The organism is Streptomyces sp. NBC_00237, from assembly GCF_026342435.1.
GTDB lineage: Bacteria > Actinomycetota > Actinomycetes > Streptomycetales > Streptomycetaceae > Streptomyces.
Map to the genome: position 1 here is coordinate 1,295,872 of NZ_JAPEMT010000001.1, position 21,032 is coordinate 1,316,903.

Here is a 21,032-nt window from a genome sequence, read left to right on the forward strand (position 1 = left end):
ATGCGGTACGACTCCCCGCTCGCCGCGGTCGGCAACACCCCGCTGGTCCGCCTGCCGCGCCTCTCGCCCTCCGACGACGTCCGTATCTGGGCCAAGCTGGAGGACCGCAACCCGACCGGCTCGATCAAGGACCGCCCCGCGCTCCACATGGTCGAGCAGGCCGAGAAGGACGGGCGGCTGACCCCCGGCTGCACCATCCTGGAGCCCACCAGCGGCAACACCGGCATCTCCCTGGCGATGGCCGCCAAGCTCAAGGGCTACCGCATCGTCTGCGTCATGCCCGAGAACACCTCGCAGGAGCGCCGCGACCTGCTCGCCATGTGGGGCGCGGAGATCATCCCCTCCCCGGCGGCCGGCGGCTCCAACACGGCGGTACGCCTCGCCAAGGAGCTCGCCGCGGAGCACCCGGACTGGGTGATGCTCTACCAGTACGGCAACCCCGACAACGCGGGCGCGCACTACGCGACGACCGGCCCGGAGATCCTCACGGACCTTCCGTCGATCACCCACTTCGTCGCGGGCCTCGGTACCACCGGCACCCTCATGGGCGTCGGCCGCTACCTCCGCGAGAACAAGCCGGACATCAAGATCGTCGCCGCCGAGCCGCGCTACGACGACCTCGTGTACGGCCTGCGCAACCTCGACGAGGGCTTCGTCCCCGAGCTGTACGAAGCCTCCGTCCTCACCACCCGCTTCTCCGTCGGATCGGTGGACGCGGTCACCCGCACCCGCGAACTCCTCCAGCAGGAGGGCATCTTCGCGGGCGTCTCCACGGGCGCGGCCCTGCACGCCGCGATCGGCGTGGGCAAGAAGGCCGTCACGGCGGGGGAGCCCGCCGACATCGTCTTCGTCGTCGCCGACGGCGGCTGGAAGTACCTGTCGACGGGCGTCTACACCGCCCCGACGACGGAGGCCGCCATCCAGGCCCTGCACGGCCAGCTCTGGGCCTGAGCAGCAAAGAAGCAGAAAGAAGGGGGGCCCGGGCGTGCGCCTGGGCCCCCCTTCTCCTCTCGTGCGGTCTACCGCTCCAGGAAGGCGAAGAGGTCCTCCCAGCGGGCGGTGATCCTCTCCGTCGAGAAGCGCTGGATGCTCTCCCGGCCCGCCGTGCCCATCCGGTCCCGCAGGTCCCTGTCGGACATCAGGCTGTCCAGGCGGGCGGCGAATTCGGCGGTGTTGCCCGGCCGGACGACGTAGCCGTCCTCCCCGTCCGTGATGATCTCCCGGATGCCGGGGGCCATGTCGAAGGCCACACACGGCACCGCACTGGCCATCGCCTCCATGGGGGCCAGCGGGAATCCCTCGTCCCGCGACGTCAGCGTGAAGACCGAACTCTCGCGCAGTGCCTGCGGAACGTCGTCCGTGCGGCCCATCCAGTCCACCGACCCGGTGATGCCCAGGTCCGCCGCCAACTGCTGGAGCTTGGCCTCGTCCTCACCCGTACCGAAGATCTTCAGCCGCCAGTCCGGGTGACCGGGGGCCACCTGCGCCCACGTGTCGAGGAGCATGTCGACGCCCTTCTCGTGCGACAGGCGGCCGATGCTGACGACCGTCTTGGCCTCGCGCCGCGAGGGCTCGTCGGGGAAGAAGGGCAGCGGGTTGGGCATGAAGCCCACGTTGTTCATCTGCTGGCAGATCCACAGGTCCGCGTCCTCCCGGGTGAGGACGAGCAGCCGGTCCACCTCCGGGTACCAGCGCTTGATCCGCTGGAAGCGGGAGGTCTTGCGGGACGCCTTGAAGGACTCGTGGCTCATGCCGATCACGGTGAGCCCCTTGGTGTCCGCGAGGGCCACCCACTCCATCGCCCACACCTGGGTCACGATCACCACGGCACCGGGCCTCGCCGCCCGGAACATCCGCGTCAGCTTCGCGGCCTGCTCCTCCATGCCCGCCCGCCGCGCCGCCTGCCTGCGACGCTCGGCGACATTGAGGCGGCCCGAGACGCCCTTGAGGCTCTGGCCCTTCGGCGGATGGGCCTCGTACAGCGACGTCGTGCCGTACGGAAGACCGTCGCCCAGGGCGGCCTGCCTGCCCTCGGGGGCCGGGGTGATGCCGATGACCTGCACGGTGTGGCCCAGGTCGCTGAACAGCCGGGCCATCTGGTGCGACCAGCTGGTGACGCCGCCGAGCTCGTCCACGCTGTTGGACACGAAGAATATGTCCCGGAGCGGGTGCTCCACCGGGGACGCCGTGGATATTCGGGCGTCCACCTCGGTGGTCGTTTCGGTCGCGTCAGTCGAGGAGGGCTGCTGCGTGGTGCGGGGCAGGTGAGACATGAGATCCACGATAGGCGACCCGGGGGACGCCCTCCATCGGTGGACCGGGCGCCCACCAGCCGCGCACCAGGCGTGCACTAGACCTTCGCTTTCCTCCACCGCTGCGGCATCCGCCGGTTCAGCCAACGGGCCGCCGGATCCTCCACGTAACGGAAGACGGCCCACGACAGGGCCAAAGAGAGGACGGCGACCCCCAGCAGGTCGATGATCACCCCGTTGTGGTCCCCGGCGCGGCCCCACCGCTCGATGCACAGCCTGAAGACGGCGTGATGCACGAGATAGAAGGAGTACGACCACATCCCGAGCTTCACCATCACCGGCGACTGGAGCACCCCCGCGTGCCCGGCGGCCTCCCGCTGCGCGAACGCCACCACGATCAGCACGGCCAGGACCGCCAGCACCGGCCGGATCCCGGCGTCGAGGTACGCCCCCGCCTGGGGCGCGCACGCCGCCTTCGCCTGGTAGTAGCCGTACGTCACTAGGGCGAGCAGCGCCAGCGGAACGACCGGCCGCACCGGTACCCGCCACCCGCGCCGCAGCGCCAGCGCCATCGTCAGCCCCAGCACGAACTGCGGGAAGAAGAACACCGGATGGCGCTGCACCCAGCTCGACGTCGGCCCGTCGAGGAGGGTGTTCGCGCAGACGCTCGTCGCGAACATCGCCACCAGCCCGAGCCCGCACACCACCAGCAGCACGCCCGTCCTGGTGCGCCGCGCCCACCGGATCACCAGCGGGAACAGCGCGTAGAAGAACAGCTCCGCGCCGAGCGTCCAGGTGGGCCCGTTGCCCGGCAGGTTCGGCGTCACGCCCGGGAACCACGACTGCACCAGGAACAGCGAGGCGAGCAGGCTGGGCCCGTCGATGTCCTTGTGCGGAACGACGTGGAACGCGTACACCGCCAGCGGTGCCGCGGCGAGCGTCGCGGGCCAGATCCGGGTGACCCGCCGCCAGTAGAACGCCCCGGTGTGCTGCCCGGGGCGGTGACCCCACGCCAGCAGGAACCCGGACAGTACGAAGAAGAAGGTCACGCCGTGCCCGCCGATCAGCGAGTACGGGAAGAGGAGGGGCGCCGTGCCGTAGCCGGAGTGGTTGCCGATCCCCGTGAAGTGGTGCGTGAACACCGCGAACGCGGCGAAGAACCGGAGGCTGGTGAGGCAGTCCAGCCGGTCGGGGAGGTCGCGGTGGGACGAGGGGCGCGGGATGAGGCGGGCGGGACCCGTGCGGACGGAGGGCGGAGGACGGAGCGAGGTCGCAGACACAGACAACTCTTCGGCTTCTCGGAGAGGGGACGGGGTGTTAACCCCCCGCGCCCGCCGCGAGACACGGCCCTTCCGGTCCTAGGTCGCCAGGTGCCGGACCTGGTCCCACACCGTGGGGTCCGCGACGCCGACGCGGCGGCGGAAGTCCCACAGCTCCACGTCGCGCAGCTCGTCCGTCTCCAGGAAGCTGGGCCGCCCCTGGGCGTCGCCCACCGAGCCCGGCGGCAGGGCGATCACGCCCGAGCGGTCGTGGTGCCACTTACTGGTGATCTTCGCGACGAGGGCCTGTTCGCCTCGGACGTTCAGGACCAGGCACGGGCGGTCCTTCGACCCCGGGCCGTCCTCGTACGGAACCTCGGCCCACCAGATCTCGCCGGGCCGGGGGAGCCGCTTGGGCAGCTTGCCCGGCCGGGGCCGGGGGCCGGTCGGCCGTCCCGGGGGCCTGGTCCGGCCGCCGGGCCGCCTCCTGGCCCGCTGCCCGCGTCCCCACCCGTCGGTGAGCGCAGCGATGAGTGCCAGCACCACCACGCCGAGCAGCGCCAGCCACCACGAGGTATCCATGCGCCCGACGGTACCGCCCACCCCGCACGACGGCACGGCGGGCCCGACAGTACCCGACACCCCCTCCCATCAACCCCGCGGGCCCCGGGGCCCCGGGCTCCGCTCCTTGCGGACGCGTCGTGGCCGGCCGCCCAGTTCCCCGCGCCCCTGAAGGCGGAGCCGCGCCCCGCGCGGAGAGGGAGCCCCAACACCGCGCCCCACACCCCCAGTTCGCGCCCCCACGCGCTCCCCCCGAACCGGTGACACCCCAGGTGAGTTGCCCCACAACGGCCCCCGGCCAAGGAGCGAGCCCCCTCCCCGCGCCGTACGCTCGAACCCTTCCCGCACCCCCCTGTCCACCCCCCACCCGCACCCACGGAGGCCCAGCTCAATGAAGCTCACCGTCGTCGGCTGCTCGGGGTCGTTCCCCTCCACGGAATCGGCCTGTTCGAGCTACCTCGTCGAGGCCGACGGCTTCCGGCTGCTGCTCGACATGGGCAACGGTGCCCTCGGCGAGCTCCAGCGCCACATCGGTCTGTACGACCTGGACGCGATTTTCCTCAGCCACCTCCACGCCGACCACTGCATCGACATGACGGCGTACTTCGTCACCCGCTACTACCGCCACGACGGCGGCATGGCCCCCGCCATCCCCGTCTACGCCCCCGAGGGCGCCGACGAGCGCCTCACCACGGCCCACGGCGCTACCCCCACCCCGGACTCCATGAGCAGGGTCTTCGACTTCCACACCCTCAAGCCGGGCAGCTTCGACATCGGCCCGTTCGCCGTCCGCACGGAGAAGGTCCGCCACCCCGTCGAGACGTACGGCATCCGGCTGGAGCACGGCGGCCGGACCCTCACGTACTCCGGGGACACCGGCCCCTGCGAGGCCCTGCACGAACTGGCCGAGGGCGCCGATCTCTTCCTCTGCGAAGCATCGTTCCTCCACGGCAAGGAGGACATCCCGGACCTGCACCTCAACGGCCGCGAGGCCGGTGAGCACGCGGCCCGCGCGGACGTCGGCCGCCTCGTCCTCACCCACATCCCGCCGTGGACCGACGCCGACCGCAACCTCGCCGACGCCCGCGCCGCGTACCGGGGCCCGGCGGACGTGGCCCGCCGAGGCGCGGTCTACGAGGTCTAGCAGGGCTACGCAAGACGCAAGACACAGGCCGAGGAACGCGGAAGGGCCCCCGGAACCGATCGGTTCCGGGGGCCCTTCCATCATGCGTGCCGCAGGCCGGGCTTACTTGGCCTCGGCCTTCTGGAGCTCGGCGAGCTCCTCGTCGGACTCGCGGCCCGGCGTGGGAATGTTGAACTTCGTGATCGCGAAGCGGAAGACGAAGTAGTAGAGGACCGCGAAGCCGAGGCCGACCAGGACGAGCATCCAGGGCTTCGTCGCGATGCCCAGGTTGAGCAGGAAGTCGATCGCACCGGCCGAGAAGCCGAAGCCGTCCTTCATGCCGAGTGCCCAGGTAAGGGCCATCGAGACACCGGTCAGCACCGCGTGGACCGCGTACAGCACCGGGGCCAGGAACATGAAGGTGAACTCGATGGGCTCGGTCACACCGGTCACGAAGGCGGTGAGGGCGAGCGAGAACATCATGCCGCCGACGATCTTGCGACGCTCGGGGCGGGCGCAGTGGACGATCGCGAGGCAGGCCGCCGGGAGGGCGAACATCATGATCGGGAAGAAGCCGGTCATGAACTGTCCGGCGTTCGGGTCACCGGCCAGGAAGCGGGCGATGTCGCCGTGCTTGCCGTCGAACTCACCGGCCTGGAACCACGGGAAGGAGTTCAGCAGGTGGTGCATGCCGACCGGGATGAGCGCACGGTTGGCGACACCGAAGATGCCCGCGCCGACCGCGCCGGAGCCGACCAGCCACTCACCGAAGTTGTGCAGACCCGCGCCGAGGACCGGCCAGATGTAACCGAAGACGACGCCGATGGCCAGACCCGCGAAGGCGGAGAGGATCGGGACCAGACGACGGCCGCCGAAGAAGCCCGCCCAGTCGGGCAGCTTGGTCCGGTAGAACTTCTGGTACAGCAGGGCGACGACGATACCCATCACGACACCGCCGAGGACACCGGCGTTGACCGGGGCCTCGTTCATGACGATCTTGCCGTCGACGACTGCGGCGACCTTCGGGAGGTTGCCGTCGGTGAAGGTCGCGAGGACCTTCTGGAAGACCAGGTAGCCGGTGACCGCGGCGAGCGCCGTGGAGCCGTCCGACTTCTTCGCGAAGCCGATCGCGATACCGACGGCGAACAGGATCGCCATGTTGTCGATGATCGCGGAACCGCCCGCGGCCATGAACGAGGCGATCTTGTTGATGACCGAGCCGAAGGAGTCACGGCCGAGCATGTCGGGCTGACCGAGGCGGATGAGCAGCGCTCCCGCAGGCAGCACGGCGACCGGCAGCATCAAGCTGCGGCCGATGCGCTGCATGACGGCCATCGCGCCCGCGCCCTTCTTCTTGTCGGCCGCGGGGGCGGCGGCGGTGGCCTTGGACATCTCATCCTCCATCGGGGCAAGGCGCCGCCAGGGGACAGGGAGAAGTTGGGGACGGCGGCGTCTCCGGGGGTACGCGGCCCGACGAACTCGGGATCGCGTGGTCTAAACCACTCAGTGGTGTAGACCAGTTGTAACACGATGAGGGCGAGATAAGGAACCTCTGATTCCGCCCCCTGGTGCATAGCGTGGGAAAACAGACAAAGGCCCCCGGACCGTGAAGGTCCGAGGGCCTGCGGGGGAGGGCCGTAAGCCCCTTAACCCGTTGCCGTATGCAGCTACTTGACGTTCTCCCTCTCCAGCTCCTCTTCCAGTTCCTCGGGCTCGCGGCCCGGGGTCGGAAGGTTGAACTTGGTGATCGCGAAGCGGAACAGCGCGTAGTACACGACCGCGAAGCACAGCCCGATCGGGATGATCATCCAGGGGTTCGTCGCCAGCTTCCAGTTGAGGAGGTAGTCGATCAGCCCCGCCGAGAAGGTGAACCCGTCCTTCACGCCGAGCGCCCACGAAACTGCCATCGACACACCCGTCAGCACGGCGTGGATTGCGTACAGCATCGGCGCGATGAAGAGGAAGGAGTACTCCAGTGGCTCCGTGATGCCGGTGACGAACGACGTCAGACCCACCGACAGCATCAGGCCGCCGACGGCCTTGCGCCGGTGCGGCTTGGCGCAGTGCGTGATGGCCAGCGCCGCCGCCGGGAGGGCGAACATCATGATCGGGAAGAAGCCGGTGGTGAACTGACCGGCCGTCGGGTCGCCCGCCAGGAAGCGGTTGATGTCGCCGTGCACCACCGAGCCGTCCGGCTTGGTGTAGCTGCCGAACTGGAACCAGATAGGCACGTTCAGGAACTGGTGCAGACCGATCACCAGCAGCCCGCGGTTGGCGACGCCGAAGACGCCCGCACCGAGTGCGCCGAGCCCGATCATCCAGTCGCTGAAGCTCTCCAGTGCGTTGCCCACCGGCGGCCACACCCACAGGCACAGGGCGGCGAAAGCGACCCCCACGAAGGCCATGATGATCGGCACCAGGCGTCGCCCGTTGAAGAAGCCGAGCCAGTCGACCAGCTTGGTGCGGTGGTACTTCTGCCAGAAGTACGCCGCCAGCAGGCCCATGACGATGCCGCCGAACACACCTGGATTCTGGTAGGTGAAGGCCGCCACGGTGTTGTCCGCCGCCTGGCATCCGGTCGCGACCGCCTTCGCGCCCACCGCGCAGTCCTTGGGGAACTGGCGCAGCACGTTGTAGTACACGAGGAAGCCCGCCACCGCGGCGAGCGCGGTCGAACCGTCCGCCTTCTTGGCCATGCCGATCGCGACACCGATGCAGAACAGCAGCGGCAGGCCGAGGTTCGCGTCGAGCAGCCCGCCGCCCGCGCCCACCATGACCTTGGCGACCTTGGTCCAGCCCAGCCCCTTGTCGCCGAACACGTCGTCCTGCCCCAGTCGGAGCAGAATTCCCGCCGCCGGAAGGACCGCGATCGGCAGCTGAAGGCTGCGGCCCATCTTCTGGAGCCCCTGGAAGAGGCCGTTCCACCACTTCGGCGACGATGCCGTCGTGCTCTGCACACTCATGGGCGTCCTCCCGGAACAAGCCATCCCGCGCGGGTGTTGCACACTGGTGTAGACCAGTTGCGATACGGTCCCGGGGTACGACCGACCACGCACCACCGGTGATCGTCATCTTTCGCCACGACCCCCACCCGCGCCCGAGAAGATGGGCCAACCGTGGGTTAACGTGACAAAGCGGCCAACGCTGGGCCGACGCAGCGTGACGCAGCGACCTTTGACCACTCAAGGAGAAACACCATGGCCACCAAGGCTGAGAAGATCGTCGCCGGGCTCGGCGGGCTCGACAACATCGAAGAGGTCGAAGGCTGCATCACGCGCCTGCGCACCGAGGTCATCAACGCCGACCTCGTCGACGAGGCCGCCCTCAAGGCCGCCGGCGCCCACGGCGTCGTCAAGATGGGCACCGCCATCCAGGTCGTCATCGGCACCGACGCCGACCCGATCGCCGGTGAGATCGAAGACATGATGTGAGCGTGAGCCACCCGGCTCACTGAGCCACTGAGCTCACCCGGCCCGCGAGGGTCACCCCGCGAGGGCCCGTTTCCAGCCACGGAAACGGGCCCTCCGGCATTCCCCGCACCCTTGCGGAACGGCCCCCTCACCCACACCGACTAGGCTCGACCCCATGTCTCGAATCGACGGCCGCACCCCCGAACAGCTCCGCCCGGTCACCATCGAACGCGGATGGAGCAAGCACGCCGAGGGCTCCGTCCTCGTCTCCTTCGGCGACACGAAGGTCTTCTGCACCGCCTCCTTCACCGAAGGCGTCCCCCGCTGGCGCAAGGGCAGCGGCGAAGGCTGGGTCACCGGCGAGTACTCGATGCTCCCGCGCGCCACCAACACCCGGGGCGACCGCGAATCCGTACGGGGCAAGATCGGCGGCCGCACCCACGAGATCAGCCGCCTGATCGGCCGCTCCCTGCGCGCCGTCATCGACTACAAGGCCCTCGGCGAGAACACCATCGTCCTGGACTGCGACGTCCTCCAGGCCGACGGCGGCACCCGCACCGCCGCCATCACCGGCGCGTACGTCGCCCTCGCCGACGCCATCGCCTGGGGCAAGTCCAAGAAGCTCATCAAGCACAACCGCGAACCCCTCACCGGCACCGTCTCCGCCGTCTCCGTCGGCATCGTCGACGGCGCGCCCCTCCTCGACCTCTGTTACGAGGAGGACGTCCGCGCCGACACCGACATGAACGTCGTCTGCACCGGCGACGGCCGCTTCGTCGAGGTCCAGGGCACCGCCGAGGCCGAGCCCTTCGACCGCAAGGAACTCAACGCCCTCCTGGACCTGGCCGCCGGAGGCTGCGCCGACCTCGCCGCCCTCCAGGCTTGCGCCCTCACCGCAGCAACCACGGACGCCCCTCCCGCGTCGTAACGGATACGGGCGTACGGCTTCAACCCCGTACGCCCGTCCACCCGTTGCCGTCCCTCCGGGGGAGGACCCGCTCCATGCAGTCCTACGTACGCCGCACCGCCCTGGCCCTCGCCGCCACCGCACTCGCCGCGGGCTCCCTCGTCGGCTGCGGAGCCATCGACAAGGCCCTCGACTGCGCGAACACGGCCACCACCATCGCCGCGAGCGTCGATCGCCTCGGGACGGCGATCTCCAACGCCGCGAACGATCCCCTCGCCTCCCAGCAGGCCCTGAACGACATCGACCGCGAGCTGAAGACCCTCGGCGACAAGACCGACAACGCCGACCTCTCCAAGGCGGTCAAGGACCTCGGCACCGGCGTCGACAACGTCCGCAAGTCCATCGACGGCGGCGACGCGACTCCCGACCTCACCCCCGTCACCTCCGCCGCCTCCGAGATCGGCAAGGTCTGCACCCCGTAACCAGGTCGGTAACTTGGGACCCATGACGACCCGCCTCATCCTCGCCACCCGCAACGCGGGCAAGATCACCGAACTCCGCACGATCCTGGCCTCCGCCGACCTGGGCTACGACCTGGTCGGCACCGACGCCTACCCCCACATCCCCGACGTCAAGGAAACCGGCGTCACCTTCGCCGAGAATGCCCTCCTGAAGGCCCACGCGATGGCGAAGGCCACCGGCCTCCCCGCCATCGCCGACGACTCCGGCCTCGCGGTCGACGTCCTTAACGGCGCCCCGGGCATCTTCTCCGCCCGCTGGTCCGGCACCCACGGCGACGACCACGCCAACCTGGACCTGCTCCTCGCCCAGCTCGCCGACATCGGCCCCGAACACCGCGCGGCCCACTTCGCCTGCGCCGCGGCCCTCGCCCTCCCCGACGGCACGGAACGCGTCGTCTTCGGCACGATGCCGGGCACCCTGCGCTACGCCCCCGTCGGCACGAACGGCTTCGGCTACGACCCGATCCTCCAGCCGGAGGGGTACGAGGTGACGTGTGCGGAGCTGACCCCGGCCGAGAAGAACGCGATCTCCCACCGGGGCAAGGCGTTCCGGGGGCTGGTACCGGTGCTGCGGGAGCTGTTGGGCTGAGCCCGGCATCGTACGTACGACGAAGGGCCGCCCGTACGAAACGGGCGGCCCTTCGTGCTGCGTGCGGCCGGGGGGACTCGAACCCCCACGGGTTTTACCCCACTGGGACCTAAACCCAGCGTGACTGCCAATTCCACCACGGCCGCCTGCGCGCCCCCATCGTAAGGTGCGCGCACCGCCGGGCAGAGCGGACCGTCAGAACTTCGGCTCGCGGGCCTGGGCCTCGACCAGTTCGGCGGCCTCTTCCTTGGTCTCGACCGAGGGAGGGGAGCCTGCCAGCGGCTGCTGGGCGGTCTCCTTCATGCAGGCCACCGCGATGATGCCGACCAGGGCCGCGGCCATCGAGTAGTAGGCGGGCATCAGGTTGTTGCCGGTCCAGGCGATCAGGCCCGTGACCACCAGCGGCGTCGTGCCGCCGAAGATCGAGGCGGAGAGGTTGTAGCCCACGGAGAGGGAGCCGTAGCGGACCGAGGTCGGGAAGAGGGCCGGGAGGGCGGCGGACATCGTGCCCAGGAGGCAGACCAGGGAGAGGCCCAGCATCAGCAGGCCCGCGACGATCGCCGGGATGCTGCCCTGGCCGAGGAGGAGGAAGGCGGGGAGGGAGAGGACGAAGAAGCCCACCATGCCGGTCATCAGGAGGGGCTTGCGGCCGAAGCGGTCGCTCAGCTTGCCGACCTGACTGATGATCACCATCAGGAAGGCCATCACCGCCAAGAGGATCAGGAGGCCGTGGGTCTCCGAGTAGCCCAGCTCCTTGGAGAGGTAGGTGGGCATGTAGGACAGGAGCATGTAGTCGGTGACGTTGTAGGCGCCGACCAGGCAGATGCAGAGGATCAGGGTCGGCCAGTAGTCGCGGAAGATTCGGCCGAGGTCGCCCTTGGTGGACTTCTCGACGGCGTCGGCGGCCTCGGAGGCGCGGGCGGTCTCGGACTCCAGCTTCTGGAAGGCCGGGGTCTCGTCGAGCTTCAGGCGGAGGTAGAGGCCGATGAGGCCCATGGGGGCGGCGACGAGGAAGGGCACGCGCCAGCCCCATTCGCGCATGGCGTCGTTGCCGAGGAGGGCCGTGAGGGCGGTGACCAGGCCCGCCGCGCCCACGTAACCGGCCAGCGTGCCGAATTCCAGGAAGCTGCCGAAGAAGCCGCGGCGCTTGTCGGGGGCGTACTCCGCGATGAAGGTGGACGCGCCGCCGTACTCGCCGCCCGTGGAGAAGCCCTGGAGCATCCGGAAGAAGATCAGCAGGATCGGGGCCCAGACGCCGATGGAGTCCCAGGACGGGATGAGGCCGATGGAGAGGGTGCCGACCGACATCAGGATCATCGTCAGGGCGAGGACCTTCTTGCGGCCGATCTTGTCGCCCATCGGGCCGAAGAACATGCCGCCGAGCGGGCGCACCAGGAAGGCCACCGCGAAGGTCGCGAAGGAGGAGAGGAGCTGGGCCGTGTCGTTCCCGGAAGGGAAGAAGACATGGCCGAGGGTGACGGCGAGGTAGCTGTAGATGCCGAAGTCGAACCACTCCATGGCGTTGCCGAGGGAGGCGGCTTTGACGGCTCTCTTGACGGCTGCCTCGTCGGTGACGGTGATGTCGGACCGTCGCAGCGGCGGGTTCTTGCGGCGTTGCAGGGCGCGGAAGAGGGTGCGGTGACGCTTGACCGCCTCGGGATCCTCGGGCTTCTCGGGGGCGGTGGGCGTCATGGGCGGTCCTCTCTCCGGGCAGGTGTTCCAGGAGGTACGTCTGCGCGATTGCGACCGGTGCAAACAAAAATCCCACCCGGATGGGGGTGGGATCTCTGTCACGCAGGTCAGGTGAGGCCCCTGCTGAGGCCCCTGCTGAGGCCCCCGCTGAGGCCCCTGCGGGTCAGATCTTCAGGTCCTTGATGATCTTCGCGACGTGCCCGGTGGCCTTGACGTTGTAGAAGGCGTGCTCGACCTTGCCGTCCTCGTCCACGACGATCGTGGAGCGGATGACGCCCGTCACCGTCTTGCCGTACAGCTTCTTCTCGCCGTACGCGCCGTACGCCTCCAGGACGGTCTTCTCCGGGTCGCCGACCAGGGTGACCTTCAGGGACTCCTTCTCGCGGAACTTCGCGAGCTTCTCCGGCTTGTCGGGGGAGACGCCGATGACGTCGTACCCGGCGGCCGCGAGGACGTCGAGGTTGTCGGTGAAGTCGCACGCCTGCTTGGTGCAGCCGGGGGTCAGGGCGGCCGGGTAGAAGTACACGATGACCTTGCGGCCCTGGTGGGAGGCGAGGGAGACGTCGTTGCCGTCGGCGTCGGGCAGGGTGAAGGCGGGGGCGGTGTCGCCGGGGACGAGGCGCTCGCTCATGGGGACTCCGGAGTACGGGTAGGGGTGGGTTACGGCTTGAGCGTAATGGGGGTGCCGATGGGTGCGAGCGGGCAGGAGCTGACAGACTGCTCGTTGACGGAATACCGGACCGGACCACGGAGGCGGCGCAGTGTCGGAAGCCAGGACCCCTGCGCAGATCGAGGCGGACATCGTCCGCAGGCGCGACCAGCTCGCTGTGACGCTCGACGAGATCGGTGTACGGCTGCACCCGAAGACGATCGTGGGTGACGTCAAGGCGAAGGCGAAGTCGGCGGTCGACGAGACCGCCGGGCGTGCGTTCGTGGCCGTGAACCGCAAGGTGACGGACGTCCGGGCGCAGTTCGTGGACGCCGACGGGGCTCCCCGCATCGACCGGCTGGTGCCGGTGGCCGTGGTCGCGGTGGCGGTCGTGGGGCTGCTGGTCGTGTCCACGCGTCGGCGCAAGGGCTGACCCTCTCTCGGCCGGTACGGGCGCGGACAGGTAGGTTGCGTGGCGTGAGCGAGAAGAACCACCACCACGACACAGAAGACAAGCTGCCCATCCGGATGCTGCACGACCGCGTGCTGGTCAAGTCGGACTCTCCGGAGGGCGAGCGCCGTTCGGGCGGCGGCATCCTGATTCCGGCCACGGCGGCCGTCGGCAAGCGTCTGGCGTGGGCCGAGGTGGTCGCCGTCGGGCAGAACGTGCGGGCCGTGGTGCCCGGTGACCGGGTGCTGTACGACCCGGAGGACCGTGCCGAGGTCGAGGTGCGGGGCACGGCGTACGTACTGATGCGGGAGCGGGATCTGCACGCGGTCGCGTCGGAGCGAGTGTCCGAGGACTCGACCGGTCTGTACCTGTAGAAGTCTGTACCTGTAGAAGTCGGTACCCGTAGAACCACGTGCGAAGGGCCTGGTGACCACCGTCACCAGGCCCTTCTGCGCGGGCTTTGCTACGTTGGGGGGACCCCGACGAGACGCGCCGTACCGGGCTGAACCGCATGCGTGCACCGCATGGTTCATCGCAAAGACGACGCACCCGTGAGTTGTTCGCGTTCTCGTTGTGGAGGTGCCGTCATGGCATGGGTTCTTCTGATCGTCGCCGGTCTGCTCGAAGTCGGCTGGTCGATCGGCATGAAGTTCACCGAGGGGTTCACCCGGCTGTGGCCGAGCGTGTTCACCGGTGCGGGCATCGTGGTCAGCATGGTGCTGCTGTCGCAGGCGGCGAAGACGCTGCCGATCGGTACGGCGTACGGCGTGTGGGTCGGTATCGGTGCGGCCGGTGCGGCGGTGGTCGGGATGCTCGTCCTGAACGAGCCCGTCACCGCCGCCCGGATCTTCTTCGTCTGCCTGCTACTGGTCGCCGTGGTCGGCCTGAAGGCGACCTCGGGACACTAGGGCCTGTCCGGCGGATCTTGTCGCGGTCGCGTGCCCTGGCACGCACACCTGCTGCGTTGTCGTCACTCTTCCCCAAGCTCTCAACTTCGTTCGAGCAGGGGAGACCCCATCTGGCTCCGCCATGTCTCCCTCCTCCGCCTTGCAGCTGCACGCACCATGCCCCGCTCGGCCGCACCGAGCAGTCGCAGGTCACTCCTTGCGACCTGATCCGCCGGACAGGCCCTAACGCGCGTTGGGCGGGGCGTTTCCGCTGCCTGCCGGGCGGCGGGTGTCTCCGGCGCCGTCGTCGCCCCCGTTGTCGCTGCCTCCGATGAGGCCGCCGACGGGGTTGGTGGTGCCTCCGTCGTCACCGCCGCCCTGGTCGCCGCCTCCGGTGGCGTCCCCGCCTGCGGTGGTGTCGCCGCCGATCAGGCCGCCGCTGTTGGTGCCCCCGGTGTCGTTGCCGCCGGTGTTCGTGGCGGTGTTGCCGCCTCCGGTGGCCGCGGTGCCGCCGGTCTGGCCGCCCTGCTGGCCGCCGTCGGCCGCCGCGCCGCCGTTGTCGGCTCCGGGGTCCTGCTGGCCGCCGGTGTTCTGGCCCGGCGGGGGAGCGACGGGCGGAGCGACCGGCGGGGGATTGACCGGGGCTTCGGCGCCCGCCTCCAGTTCCAGCTCGAAGTCCTGGGCCTCCTTGCCCTGGAGGGCCGCGGCCGTGTACTGCGCCCAGGTCTCGGCGGGGGCGCCGCCGCCGTTGATGCGCCGCTGGCCCAGAGCCCCGTACAGCGGCTTCTGGACGGCGGTGTCGGGGTCGGCGCCCATGACGGCGACGACGGTCGCCAGGTCCGGGGTGTAGCCCGCGAACCAGGCCGCCTTGTCCTCCTCGGCGGTGCCGGTCTTGCCGGCGGCCGGGCGCCCCGCGGCCTTGGCCGCCGCGCCGGTGCCGCCCTCGACGACGCTCTGGAGGATCGAGGTGGTGGTGTCGGCGGCGGCGCGTGAGACGACCTGCTTGATCTCCTGCTTGGGGAGGGGGAGGTCGGTGCCGTTCTTGGAGATCTTTTCGACGAGTGAGTACGTGCCGTGCTTGCCGTGGTTCGCGAGGGTGGCGTACGCCTCGGTCATGTCCAGGACGCTCGCGGTGGCGACGCCCAGCGCGATGGAGGGCGAGGGGTAGAGCTCGGGGGTCTCCTCGGGGAGACCGAGGGCGACCGCCGTCTCCTTGACCTTCTTGGGGCCGACGTCGACGGCCATCTGCGCGTAGACGGCGTTGACGGACTTGTCGGTGGCGGTGCGCACGGAGACGTTGCCGTAGGAGACGTCGTCCTCGTTCTCCGGGGCGAAGTAGATGGAACTGCCCACGACGGGGCGCTTGTTGGTGCCGTCGTACATGGTGTTGGGGGTGATCGGCGTTCCGGCCTGGGTCGTCGAGCCGTTCTCGACGGCCGCCGTGAAGACGAACGGCTTGAAGGTGGAGCCGACCTGGAAGTCGCGACGGGTGGCGTTGGAGACGTACTGCTTGGTGTAGTCGATGCCGCCGTACATCGCGACGACCTTGCCCGTCGCCGGGTCGATGGACGCGCCGCCGACGCGCACGTTGCGGTCGGCCTTGCGCTCCTTGGCGTCGAGCTTCTTCATGACGTTGTCCTCGACGGACTTCACGAAGGCGTCCTGGCGGGGCTTCTCCAGGGTGGTGGTGATGCGGTAACCGCCGGTGTTGAGGGTCTCGTCGTCGATGACCTTGTTGCTGGTCAGGTAGTCCTCGACGGCCTGCACGATGTAGCCGCGCTGCCCGGACAGGCCGGAGGCGGGCTTGGCCTGCTGGGGCTGCGGGAAGGTGGTCCTCTTCCGTTCGGCCTGCCCCAGCCAGCCCTCCTTGACCATGCCGTCCAGGACGTAGTTCCAGCGGGCGAGCGCCTTGCCCCGGTTCTCGGGGTGAGTGGCGACGTCGTACGCGTTGGGCGCGTTGAGGAGGGAGGCGAGGTACGCGCCCTCGGGGGCGCCGAGTTGGTCGATGTCCTTGCCGTAGTACGCCTGGGCGGCGGCCTGGATGCCGTACGCGTTGCGGCCGAAGTAGCTGGTGTTGAGGTAGCCCTCCAGGATGGAGTCCTTGGACTCCTCCCGGTTGAGCTTGATCGCGATGAAGAACTCCTTCACCTTGCGGGTGACGGTCTGTTCCTGTGCGAGGTAGTAGTTCTTGACGTACTGCTGGGTGATGGTCGAGCCGGACTGCTTGCCCTTGCCGGTGAGGGTGTTCCAGGCGGCGCGGACCATGGCCTGCGGATCGACGGCGGGTTCGCTGTAGAAGCCCCGGTCCTCGGCGGCGAGGACCGCGTGCTGGATCTCCATGGGGATCTGGGAGAGCTTCACGTTCTCGCGGTTGACCTCGCCGTCGCGGGCGAGGGGGGTGCCGTCGGCGTAGAGGTAGACGTTGGACTGGGCGGTCGCGGTGTCGTTCGCGGCGGGGATCTTGACCATCGTGTACCCGGCGACGAAGGCGCCGCAGAGCAGCGCCGCGAGCAGCAGGAACGTACCGAGGAGCATCCGCCAGGTCGGGATCAGCCGCCGCCAGCCGGTGCGCTTGGGGCGCTTCTTCTTGCCCTTCTTGCCCGTGGTGGCCTCTTCTCCGGCCTGGTGGTTGTCCGGGTTCGAGGCGGAGTCCGGGCCCGGGGCCGGGATGGAGGGGTCCCGGGGGGCCCAGCCCGGCTGCTGCTGTGGCTCGTCGCTCATGCCTGTGGAGACTCCTCGGACGCGGCCAGAGGTTCACACTCCGGCATAACGGTGTCGTATCGGGCGATTCGCTTGTGCCTCCATAAAACACCGTGCTTCACCGCGAACCCCACTCGTCCTCACACAGGGCGAGTAATTGCTCGCGGGCGGTGACCCCGTTGGGCTAGGGTCGTGCGCTTCGGTGTTGGCGGCATGCGGTGAGCCAAGTGGCACAACGAGCGAGGGGGTGGGGGAGGTGCGGGTGCGGCGACTACCCGTGGAAGGGGATCGGGTGCGCTGGCGGTTGTACGGGCTCGTCGCGGTCGGGGGCTTCCGCCGGTACGCCACGTACCGGGCGGCGACCCTGGCGGGCGTCTTCACCAACACCGTCTTCGGCTTCATCCTCGCGTACGCGTACACGGCCCTGTGGGACCAGCGCCCGCGCCTCGGCGGCTACGAGCTCCCCGAGGCCATCGCGTACGTCTGGATCGGCCAAGCCCTGCTGGCCGCCGCCTCGTTGATCGGCGGCGGCTTCGAGAACGACTTCATGGAGCGCATTCGTACGGGTGCCGTCGTGACCGACCTCTACCGACCCGCCGATCTCCAACTCTGGTGGCTCTGCGCCGACTTGGGCCGCAGTGCCTTCCAGCTGCTCGGGCGGGGAGTGGTGCCGATGGCGGTCGGCGGGCTCGCCTTCGAGGTGGCGATGCCGACGCCGTGGTGGCGGTGGGGCGCTTTCGTCCTGGCGGTGGGGCTGGGGGTGGTGGTGAGCTTCGCGCTGCGCTACCTGGTGGCGCTGAGCGCGTTCTGGCTGCTGGACGGGGCGGGGGCGGTCCAGATCTCGTGGTTGGCGGGGATGTTCTTCTCCGGGATGCTGCTGCCGCTCAACCTCTTCCCGGGGGCGCTGGGAGAGGTGGCACGGGCGCTGCCGTGGTCCTCGTTGCTCCAGGTTCCGGCGGACGTGTACCTGGGCAGGCGTACGGGCTGGGACCTGCTGGGGGCGTACGCCTTCCAGGCGGGGTGGGCGTGCGCGCTGCTGCTGGTGGGGCGGCTGGTGCAGGCGGCGGCGACGCGGCGGGTGGTGGTGCAGGGTGGGTGAGCGGCCGGTGAGCGAGAGGTCCGCGGCGGAGCAACTCGTGCCCGTGCGCGGCCGGTTGGCGCTCGCGCGGGACGGGTTCCGGGCGTACGGGCTGATCGCGATGATGTGGGTGCGCTCCACGATGGCGTACCGGACGTCCTTCGCGCTGACGACCCTCGGCAGCTTCCTGGCGACCGGCCTCGACTTCGTCGCCGTACTCCTGATGTTCCGGCACGTGGACCGCCTCGGCGGCTTCTCGCTCGGTGAGGTGGCGTTCCTGTACGGGGTGGCGGGCGCGGCCCTCGGGATCGGCGACCTGGCGATGGGCACCATGGGGAAGGTCGGGCAGCGGGTCCGCGACGGGACGCTCGACACGCTGCTGGTGCGGCCCGCGCCCGTACTGGCGCAGTTGGCGGCCGACCACTTCGCGCTGCGGCGCCTCGGCAGGGCCGGGCAGGGGCTGGGAGTGCTCGCGTACGCCGTCGTGCAGGTGGACGGCGTGGAGTGGACGGCGCTGAAGGTGGCGATGGTGCCGATGATGCTGGTGAGCGGGGCGGCGATCTTCGCGGCGCTGTTCACGATGGGCGGCGCCTTCCAGTTCCTGGCACAGGACGCGGCGGAGGTGCAGTCGGCGTTCACCTTCGGGGGCAACGCGCTGCTCTCGTACCCGCCGACGGTGTTCGCGAAGGACCTCGTACGCGGGGTGACCTTCGTGCTGCCGCTGGCCTTCGTGAACTGGATTCCGGTGATGTACGTGCTGGGGCGGCCGTATCCGCTGGACGTGCCCGAGTGGTTCGCGTTCCTGCCGCCGGTGGTGGCGGTGGGGTTCTGGGTGGTGGCGGGGCTGCTGTGGCGGGCGGGGGTGCGGACGTACCGGAGCACGGGGAGCTGAGGGAGTGCGTTCTACGGGAGCGGAGTGGACGGGCGATGGATCTGATCGTGGTGGAGGACGTCGAGAAGGTCTTCGGCGTACGGCGTAAGACAGGCTTCCTACGGAGGGAGAAACGGCAGGTCAGAGCAGTCGACGGGATCAGCTTCACGATTCCGCGCGGCGAGATGGTCGGGTACATCGGCCCCAACGGGGCGGGCAAGTCCACCACCATCAAGATGCTGACCGGCATCCTCACGCCGAGCGGCGGGCGGTTGCGCGTCGCGGGCATCGACCCTTCGAGGGAGCGGACGAGGCTCGCCCAGCGCATCGGCGTCGTCTTCGGGCAGCGCACGACGCTGTGGTGGGACCTGCCGCTGAAGGACTCGTACCGGCTGATGCACCGCATGTACCGCATCCCGGACGCGCGCTTCGCCGTGAACATGGCGCGTTGCGTCGAACTCCTCGACCTGGCCGAGCTGTTGGACGTGCCCGTACGGCAGTTGTCGCTCGGGCAGCGCATGCGGGGCGACATCGCGGCGGCACTCCTCCACGACCCGGAGGTGCTGTACCTGGACGAGCCGACGATCGGCCTGGACGTCGTGTCGAAGTCCAAAGTGCGCCAGTTCCTGCGGGACTTGAACGCCGAACTCGGCACCACCGTCCTGCTCACCACCCACGACCTCACCGACATCGAGCAGCTCTGCAAGCGTGTGATGGTCATCGACCACGGACGTCTGATGTACGACGGGGCGCTCGCGGGACTGCACGAGGTGGGGGAGAGCGAGCGGACGCTCGTGGTCGACCTGGAGCACGAAATGCCGCCCGTACGCACCGAGTTGGCGAGGGTGGTGAAGGTGGAGGGGCCGAGGCAGTGGCTGGCCTTCCCCGCTTCGGTCTCGGCCGCTCCGCTGGTCGCTCAAATCGCGGCCGCGTACCCGTTGTTGGATCTGTCCATCCGGGAGCCGGACATCGAGGCGGTGATCGCGAAGATGTACGCGGGCGGGACGGACGGGGCGCGGGGCGCGCGGTTAATCTGACTCGTATGACCAGTTCCAGTGCGAGTGACCTTCCCGAACTGCGGGCGTCCGACGCCGATCGAGAGCGTGTGGCCGAAGTGCTGCGCGAGGCCGTCGCCGAGGGGCGGCTCGACATGGAGGAGTTCGACGAGCGGCTCGGTGCCGTGTTCAGGTCCCGTACGCACGGGGAGTTGCAGGTCCTCGTCCGGGACCTGCCGGTGTCCGCGGAGACGGCCCCCATGGTCCTCCCGGAACTGCGGGGCGGCGGCGCGACGGAGAGCTGGGCGAGCCGGATCGGCGTTCCGGCGACGTCGAAGGGGGCGTTCGCCTTCTGGGGCGGCTTCAAGAGGTGGGGCACGTGGAGCGTGCCGAGGACCTTCACCGCGTTCGCGATGTGGGGCGGCGGCGAGATCGACCTGCGCGAGGCCCGCTTCGAGGAGCGTGAGGTGACGATCCGCTGCTTCACGATCATGGGGGGCATCGTGGTGAAGGTGCCTCAGAACCTCCACGTGCAGGTCAATGGCATCGGCATCATGGGCGACTTCGACGACAAGGCGACGGGGGAGGGCACTCCGGGCTCGCCCAGGGTGCGGGTCACGGGCTTCGCGCTGATGGGTGGGGTGGGGGTCGAACGCAAGCTCCGCAAGGCGGAGAAGGCGCGTCTGCGCGAAGAACGCCGCAAGGAACTCTGACCCCGTCCCGCCCGTCCCCTTGGCCGCCAGGCCCTCCGCCCAGCCCCCTTGAGCGGCGGGGCCTCCGCCTCGCCTCCTCGGGCTCCGCTTCCGCCTCGCCCCCTCGGGCTCCGCTTCCGCCCAGCCCCCTTGGGCGGCGGGGCTCGCCTCGTCCCCTTGGGCGGCGGGGCTCGCCTCGTCCCCTTGGGCGGCGGGGCCGCCCCCCGGGGGCGGAACGGGCGGGCAAGGGGGCGGCACCCCTCGCTCCCGGCCCACCCCGGAGCGGCCCCGCCCCACCCCGGTACCGCCTCGCCCCTCGCAAGAGCCGGACCGGTGCCGCCCGCCGTTACCTCCACCTATGGGCGCGCCGCGCCCCGGGGCGCCTTCGGCGGGCC

At 69.7% G+C, this 21,032-nt stretch carries 20 protein-coding genes, 1 tRNA gene and 1 pseudogene; 13 read left to right on the top strand and 9 right to left on the bottom strand.

The genetic code is table 11. The features are described from left to right. On the top strand, positions 1–951 hold the full coding sequence (locus OG897_RS05575; RefSeq protein ID WP_266653395.1) for a PLP-dependent cysteine synthase family protein: 951 nt from the start codon (positions 1–3) through the stop codon (positions 949–951). A 68-nt stretch (positions 952–1,019) separates the two neighbouring features. Here OG897_RS05575 and OG897_RS05580 read toward each other — a convergent pair whose 3' ends face one another. The 3 genes from OG897_RS05580 to OG897_RS05590 all read right to left on the bottom strand — a co-directional run bounded on the left by OG897_RS05580 (position 1,020) and on the right by OG897_RS05590 (position 4,093). Continuing rightward, positions 1,020–2,273, bottom strand: coding sequence for a glycosyltransferase (locus OG897_RS05580; protein WP_266653396.1), 1,254 nt, complete (start codon positions 2,271–2,273; stop codon positions 1,020–1,022). A 77-nt stretch (positions 2,274–2,350) separates the two neighbouring features. Then, the gene (locus OG897_RS05585; protein ID WP_266653397.1) at positions 2,351–3,532 is read right to left on the bottom strand and encodes an acyltransferase; all 1,182 of its coding nucleotides are present in this window, start codon (positions 3,530–3,532) and stop codon (positions 2,351–2,353) included. Positions 3,533–3,610: 78 nt separating this feature from the next. Next, a complete protein-coding gene (locus OG897_RS05590; RefSeq protein ID WP_266653398.1) occupies positions 3,611–4,093 on the bottom strand; it encodes a type II toxin-antitoxin system PemK/MazF family toxin in 483 nt (160 codons plus the stop codon). A gap of 370 nt (positions 4,094–4,463) precedes the next feature. Here OG897_RS05590 and OG897_RS05595 point away from each other — a divergent pair, with 370 nt between their 5' ends. Beyond that, on the top strand, positions 4,464–5,216 hold the full coding sequence (locus OG897_RS05595; RefSeq protein WP_266653400.1) for an MBL fold metallo-hydrolase: 753 nt from the start codon (positions 4,464–4,466) through the stop codon (positions 5,214–5,216). 102 nt (positions 5,217–5,318) lie between these two features. Here OG897_RS05595 and OG897_RS05600 read toward each other — a convergent pair whose 3' ends face one another. Together OG897_RS05600 and OG897_RS05605 are read right to left on the bottom strand one after the other, a co-directional pair. Then, a complete protein-coding gene (locus OG897_RS05600; RefSeq protein WP_266653402.1) occupies positions 5,319–6,587 on the bottom strand; it encodes a PTS transporter subunit EIIC in 1,269 nt (422 codons plus the stop codon). Positions 6,588–6,862: 275 nt separating this feature from the next. Further along, the gene (locus OG897_RS05605; RefSeq protein WP_266653404.1) at positions 6,863–8,158 is read right to left on the bottom strand and encodes a PTS transporter subunit EIIC; all 1,296 of its coding nucleotides are present in this window, start codon (positions 8,156–8,158) and stop codon (positions 6,863–6,865) included. 195 nt (positions 8,159–8,353) lie between these two features. Between OG897_RS05605 and OG897_RS05610 the strand changes: the two are divergent. The 4 genes and pseudogenes from OG897_RS05610 to rdgB form a co-directional block, all read left to right on the top strand. After that, positions 8,354–8,626, top strand: a pseudogene (locus OG897_RS05610) (glucose PTS transporter subunit EIIB); the annotation flags it as partial. Positions 8,627–8,780: 154 nt separating this feature from the next. Then, positions 8,781–9,533, top strand: a complete 753-nt coding sequence (gene rph, locus OG897_RS05615) for a ribonuclease PH (RefSeq protein WP_266653406.1) — start codon at positions 8,781–8,783, stop codon at positions 9,531–9,533. A 74-nt stretch (positions 9,534–9,607) separates the two neighbouring features. Then, a complete protein-coding gene (locus OG897_RS05620; protein WP_266653408.1) occupies positions 9,608–9,994 on the top strand; it encodes a hypothetical protein in 387 nt (128 codons plus the stop codon). Between the two features lie 22 nt (positions 9,995–10,016). Then, positions 10,017–10,622, top strand: a complete 606-nt coding sequence (gene rdgB, locus OG897_RS05625; RefSeq protein ID WP_266653410.1) for an RdgB/HAM1 family non-canonical purine NTP pyrophosphatase — start codon at positions 10,017–10,019, stop codon at positions 10,620–10,622. Between the two features lie 62 nt (positions 10,623–10,684). Here rdgB and OG897_RS05630 read toward each other — a convergent pair. From OG897_RS05630 to bcp, 3 genes are all read right to left on the bottom strand, one after another. Beyond that, positions 10,685–10,768: transfer RNA gene (locus OG897_RS05630), tRNA-Leu, on the bottom strand. Positions 10,769–10,817: 49 nt separating this feature from the next. Next, positions 10,818–12,314, bottom strand: a complete 1,497-nt coding sequence (proP, locus tag OG897_RS05635; protein ID WP_266653412.1) for a glycine betaine/L-proline transporter ProP — start codon at positions 12,312–12,314, stop codon at positions 10,818–10,820. Positions 12,315–12,477: 163 nt separating this feature from the next. Then, positions 12,478–12,945, bottom strand: coding sequence for a thioredoxin-dependent thiol peroxidase (gene bcp / locus OG897_RS05640; protein WP_266653414.1), 468 nt, complete (start codon positions 12,943–12,945; stop codon positions 12,478–12,480). A 130-nt stretch (positions 12,946–13,075) separates the two neighbouring features. On the opposite strand from bcp, the gene OG897_RS05645 reads away from it, so the two are divergent. The 3 genes from OG897_RS05645 to OG897_RS05655 all read left to right on the top strand — a co-directional run bounded on the left by OG897_RS05645 (position 13,076) and on the right by OG897_RS05655 (position 14,322). Then, the gene (locus tag OG897_RS05645) at positions 13,076–13,396 is read left to right on the top strand and encodes a DUF3618 domain-containing protein (RefSeq protein WP_266653416.1); all 321 of its coding nucleotides are present in this window, start codon (positions 13,076–13,078) and stop codon (positions 13,394–13,396) included. A gap of 95 nt (positions 13,397–13,491) precedes the next feature. Beyond that, positions 13,492–13,788 carry a co-chaperone GroES gene (locus OG897_RS05650; protein ID WP_266656591.1) on the top strand — a complete coding sequence of 99 codons (297 nt, stop codon included), beginning with the start codon at positions 13,492–13,494 and terminating at the stop codon, positions 13,786–13,788. 213 nt (positions 13,789–14,001) lie between these two features. Continuing rightward, positions 14,002–14,322 (top strand): multidrug efflux SMR transporter, encoded by a 321-nt coding sequence (locus OG897_RS05655; protein ID WP_266653418.1) that lies wholly within the window; start codon positions 14,002–14,004, stop codon positions 14,320–14,322. A 222-nt stretch (positions 14,323–14,544) separates the two neighbouring features. Here the strand turns inward: OG897_RS05655 and OG897_RS05660 are convergent, their stop codons facing one another. Continuing rightward, positions 14,545–17,022, bottom strand: a complete 2,478-nt coding sequence (locus tag OG897_RS05660) for a transglycosylase domain-containing protein (RefSeq protein ID WP_266653420.1) — start codon at positions 17,020–17,022, stop codon at positions 14,545–14,547. Between the two features lie 241 nt (positions 17,023–17,263). On the opposite strand from OG897_RS05660, the gene OG897_RS05665 reads away from it, so the two are divergent. The 4 genes from OG897_RS05665 to OG897_RS05680 are packed head-to-tail and all read left to right on the top strand — an operon-like array spanning position 17,264 to position 20,658. Then, entirely contained in the window at positions 17,264–18,100 is an 837-nt protein-coding gene (locus tag OG897_RS05665) for an ABC-2 family transporter protein (protein WP_266653441.1), read from the top strand. Between the two features lie 37 nt (positions 18,101–18,137). Next, complete coding sequence (locus tag OG897_RS05670; RefSeq protein ID WP_266656593.1) at positions 18,138–18,971, top strand: ABC transporter permease; 834 nt, start codon at positions 18,138–18,140, stop codon at positions 18,969–18,971. Positions 18,972–19,006: 35 nt separating this feature from the next. Then, positions 19,007–19,987 (top strand): ATP-binding cassette domain-containing protein, encoded by a 981-nt coding sequence (locus tag OG897_RS05675; RefSeq protein ID WP_266653443.1) that lies wholly within the window; start codon positions 19,007–19,009, stop codon positions 19,985–19,987. A gap of 5 nt (positions 19,988–19,992) precedes the next feature. Then, a complete protein-coding gene (locus tag OG897_RS05680) occupies positions 19,993–20,658 on the top strand; it encodes a DUF1707 domain-containing protein (protein WP_266653445.1) in 666 nt (221 codons plus the stop codon). The last annotated feature ends 374 nt before the right edge of the window (positions 20,659–21,032 follow it).